The sequence below is a fragment of the Desulfovibrio sp. genome, from assembly GCF_047607245.1.
GTDB lineage: Bacteria > Desulfobacterota > Desulfovibrionia > Desulfovibrionales > Desulfovibrionaceae > Desulfovibrio.
Window position 1 is genome coordinate 1 of record NZ_JASGDK010000037.1, and the last position, 4,470, is coordinate 4,470.

The window sequence follows — 4,470 nt, forward strand, 5'->3', positions numbered from 1 at the left end:
AGCCGCGCCACGAACCTTGGTGTCGGCCAGAGCAGGATGACGCAGACGCGCCCTGCCTTCCATCACATGCGCAACATAAGAAGACGGCATGGGGCCTCCTTGGTAGAATGCGGGTCGAATAAGGCCCGGTTTGAAATTGACTTTCTTTTTTCTTGACATATCTTACTAGCGAGAGCAAGCTTGCTGCCAAGTCCGTAGATTTTTGGCGCTCATGCCACTTCAGCTGACGCAGTACAAATAATGCGCGCTGGTTGAACATGGGCCGGAACTCATAAATTTACTGTAGCACAGCCTTAAGGCTAAAAAAAGAGAGAACACGCATGAGCCAGATTGTCAATCTCCGTCAGATGCAGGTGGGCCAGCAAGGCAAAATCGCCGCTGTGGAAGCCCTTGGCGAAATGAACCGCCGCATTCGTGACATGGGGCTCATCCCCGGCACTACGGTTTCAATCGTGGGCCGTGCGCCCCTCAAAGACCCTGTCGCCCTGCGCCTTTCAGGCGTCACTATCTCGCTCCGTAACAGCGAAGCCGACTTTATCAAAGTCGACCTGGCTGCCTCTGACAGCTAGACTTCCCAATTTATCGCAATTGTAATAGTCTTGTTTCGTCCCTGCCACGCAAGCGTGGCAGGGTGTAAGGCTTTTTAGTCTGCCGTCCAGCGTGGCTTGCCCCGCGAACGGTTTGCAACGCGATCATTTAAGGAGGCATATATGAACAATGGACTGAAATACGGCCTTTGGTTTCTGGGTGGTCTGATTGTCGGCGCGGTGGGCACTGCGGCTGTGAGCCGCGGCAAGCTTGATTTCAAACCTCTGGCAACTGACCTTATCAGCCGCGGCATTGACGTTAAAGATGCCCTGCTGACCAAGGTTGAAGCCCTTAAAGAAGATGTGGAAGACCTTACGGCTGAAGCTCGTATGGCTTCTGACAAGCGTAAGGCCACCAAGGACAAGGCTGAAGCCTAGACCAATTTTGCACGGCAAGTCCCGCTCTGGCGCAAGTTTTTGCCCGCTCTCTGCATTTGTAGCGTGTAGCGACGAGTGAGCCTGCCACGAAAATGTCCGGTGCCGGAATAGTCAATCTTAAAATTGACTATTCCGGCGTCCAAGACAACTGCACACTGCCAACAGTGGCTGACCGCAAGCTTTGTACCCAACCACTACGCCTGCCCGTCATTTATCAGGTCAGGCAGGCAAGTGCTTCGCTTCAATTCGTGCGAACGCGCGCAGTTGTACTTCCCAAGGGGTCACCCCCATCGCACAGATTCAATTTATATATGGAACAGGAGCGCGCGCATGCGTTTTTATATTGTTCATGAGCTGCGTGGTCTAACCACGCCTGATTCCGGCAGAATGCGCGTGCGCGCCTCTGGCCCCCTTGGCATGGCGCAAGCCGAAGCCTTGGCTGGTGCGCTGGCCACGCTGCCTGGCATAAGCGAGGTAAGCGTCAATCCCCGTCTGGGCAGCTTGCTCTTTTTCTTTGAAAATGAAGATTGCCGCGAAACAGCTTTGACCCTCTTTGTCGGAGCTGGTGGCGAGGATGGCCCGCTGGCTGCACTGGGAGACGATCCCACTCCCGAACCAGGAGAAGCGACACTGACTGAGGGGCTAATGCCCGTTTTTCAGTATATTTTTGTGCGCCCCTTGCTGCCTATGGCCCTGCGCGTTGTTAACAGCGTTGTCAGTGCAGTTCCTTTTCTTTTCAAAGGCGTCCGGGCTGTATTGCGCGGCGCGCTCAACGTGGATGTGCTGGACGCAGCCGCTATCGGCGCGTCGCTTGTCATGCGCGACTTCCGCACAGTCAGCCTGCTCACCCTGTTGCTGGGCCTTGGTGAAACGCTGGAATACTGGACGCGCCGCCGCTCCATGGCCACACTCACCGAAAGCCTGGCCCTCAACGTGGAAAACGTATGGCTGCTGGCCGAGGGAACCGAGATATCCGTTCCCCTGGCGCAGGTGAAAGAAGGCGATCTGGTCGTTGTGCGCGACGGAGGCTGCATTCCCGTAGACGGTATGGTTGAGGAAGGCTGCGCAGTGGTTAACCAGTCGTCAATGACGGGTGAACCGCTGGGCGTCAAGCGCACCACTGGCGCGTCAGTATTCGCTGGCACGGTTGTGGAAGAAGGCCGTCTTGTTATTCGCGCCCGTCATGTGGGCGACGGCACAAGACTTCGTCAGGTTGTCAAATTTATTGAAGAATCTGAATCGCTCAAGGCGGGCATCCAAGGCAAGTACGAGCGCCTCGCCGACATGGCCGTGCCCTTCACCTTTGGACTGGCCGCTCTTGTCTGGCTGCTTACGCGCGACTTTCGCCGTGCAGCCTCCGTGCTGCTTGTGGATTACTCCTGCGCGCTGAAGCTGGCGACCCCGCTGGCAGTGCTTGCCTCTATGCGCGAAGGCGCACGGCATGGCATGGCCATCAAGGGTGGCCGCTACCTTGAAGCCCTCAATGAAGCCGACACTGTGGTCTTTGACAAGACAGGAACCCTCACCCAGGCCAGCCCAGAAGTGGTGGAAGTTTTTCCCGCGCCGGGCTTTGACCGTACCGAGGTATTGCGCGTCATGGCCTGCCTTGAGGAACACTTTCCTCATCCCGTGGCCCGCGCCGTCGTGCGCAAGGCCGATGAAGAAGGCCTTCAGCACGCCGAAGAGCATGCCCATGTGGAATATGTCGTTGCGCACGGCGTGGCTTCGTCCCTGTACGGGAAAAAAATGCGCGTGGGCAGCCGCCATTATATAGAGCATGACGAAGGGGTTGACCTTTCGGTTCTGACCGAAGCGATTGACGAACAGACCAGCATGGGGCGTTCTTTGCTCTTCATGAGCGAAGACGGCAAAGTCGCTGGCATGGTTTCCATCGAGGACCCCATGCGCCCAGAAGCTCCCCGTGTGGTCGAAGAGCTCCGCGGCCTGGGCTTTAACCGCATTCTCATGCTGACGGGTGATGATGAACGCACGGCCCGTGCCGTAGCTGCCCGTGTAGGCATCAGTGAATATCGCTCGCAAGTGCTGCCTACAGACAAAGCCCGTATTATTCAGGAGCTGACAGAACAGGGCTGCAAAGTGCTTATGGTTGGCGACGGCATCAATGATGCCCCGGCACTTTCCGCATCACACGTGGGCGTCGCCATGAGTGACGGCACGGATCTGGCCCGCGAGGTGGCCAACGTACTGTTGACCCACCCCAATCTTGAAGGGCTTGTTAACGCCCGTCTGTTGGGTAGGCGCACGCTACGCCGCATTCATTTCAACTTTGTGGCTACGTTGACGCTTAACAGCGCCTTCCTGCTGGGCGGCCTTTTTATGTTTATGGGCCCTGGAGTTTCAGCTCTGCTGCATAATGTCACCACACTGGGCGTTGCCCTCAATGCCATGCGCCCGAATTTGCCCAGAAAAGCCCTGCCGGGCGAGGAGAGCCATTTTGAGCACCCTACATCTTCTTAAATATGTGCGCAGTTTCGTAGATGGCCGAGTACGCATACGCCACCCTGCCCTGCACAATGAAGCTGTGGCAGCCCTGGCTGAGGCTCGTATGAAAGCCATTGCCGGGGTCATTTCCGTGGAATGCAACCCAGTAAGCGGCTCCGTGCTACTCACCTACGACTGCGCTGCTATCCCCAGAGACCGCCTCTTTGCCATCGGTGAAGCGTGGGCTGTCTATCTGGATAAGGTCAAGGCAGGAAAACCTGCTGATGTGCCGGAATTCTAGAACATGTAAGTTTTGAAAGAATTTGCATGTTCTAGCGCTGCACAAGGGTGCGGCGTGCCGCAACGAGGCGTGGATTCTGACAAAAATTGCATTTTGGTTAGAATGAGCATTTTGAAATACGACACATTTCAAAGTTCATCGGCGCCAAGAAGACGCGTTATTCAGGCAAAATACAGTAAAGGCCCCGGAAAACAATTTCGGGGCCTTTACTGTAAAATAGGCGGTTTACGGGCGGCAAGAGTGCTGCTATTCTCAGCCAGTACATTTTCACTTTGAAATACGGTTAAAGCTACGAAAAAACGCCCGCTGTGGACAGCGTGAACGCAGCTTCGACAGTTGCGTTCAGCCGTAAAAATTGTGCCGTAAGCAATGGTTGAAGACCGCTTGTGTAGCAACACAGACGGCTCCACGCAATTGCCATTCGTGAGCCCTTCGGGCTACCGCGAAGCTACGGTGAAAGGCCGCACGCGTAAAGACGCAGGCTATTTTTATAACTTTCGGTACCGCAACGACTATCGCAAAAACAGCATAGCTATTTATTTGTGCGGTTAAGCGTCGCAACAAATGCATCTTAAACTTTGAAAGTACACACTCTCAAAGCCAAACTGCTAAAAAAACACTGACCTTCCCTGCTGACGATAGATGAATACGGAGGAACAAACGTGCGCGTAGCCATTGTGCATTACTGGCTCGTCAATATGGGCGGGGGCGAAAAAGTATTGGAGTCTTTGTGCCGCCTGTACCCCCAGGCCCATATCTATA

Annotated in this window: 4 protein-coding genes; all 4 read left to right on the top strand. The window is 55.1% G+C overall.

Features of this window, described 5'->3' with window-relative positions; genetic code table 11:
- Positions 1–320 precede the first annotated feature (320 nt).
- The 4 genes from QM579_RS02810 to QM579_RS02825 all read left to right on the top strand — a co-directional run bounded on the left by QM579_RS02810 (position 321) and on the right by QM579_RS02825 (position 3,708).
- Positions 321–569, top strand: coding sequence for a FeoA family protein (locus tag QM579_RS02810; RefSeq protein ID WP_183717514.1), 249 nt, complete (start codon positions 321–323; stop codon positions 567–569).
- A 141-nt stretch (positions 570–710) separates the two neighbouring features.
- Entirely contained in the window at positions 711–965 is a 255-nt protein-coding gene (locus QM579_RS02815; RefSeq protein WP_414997705.1) for a hypothetical protein, read from the top strand.
- 330 nt (positions 966–1,295) lie between these two features.
- Entirely contained in the window at positions 1,296–3,443 is a 2,148-nt protein-coding gene (locus QM579_RS02820) for a heavy metal translocating P-type ATPase (protein ID WP_414997706.1), read from the top strand.
- Entirely contained in the window at positions 3,421–3,708 is a 288-nt protein-coding gene (locus QM579_RS02825) for an HMA2 domain-containing protein (protein WP_414997707.1), read from the top strand. Before QM579_RS02820 ends, QM579_RS02825 begins: the two co-directional genes overlap by 23 nt.
- The last annotated feature ends 762 nt before the right edge of the window (positions 3,709–4,470 follow it).

Excerpts from the sequence above, each read along its gene's own strand:
- QM579_RS02810 (WP_183717514.1), top strand. The coding sequence starts at position 321 with ATGAGCCAGATTGTCAATCTCCGTCAGATGCAGGTGGGCCAGCAAGGC.
- QM579_RS02815 (WP_414997705.1), top strand. The coding sequence starts at position 711 with ATGAACAATGGACTGAAATACGGCCTTTGGTTTCTGGGTGGTCTGATT.
- QM579_RS02820 (WP_414997706.1), top strand. The coding sequence starts at position 1,296 with ATGCGTTTTTATATTGTTCATGAGCTGCGTGGTCTAACCACGCCTGAT.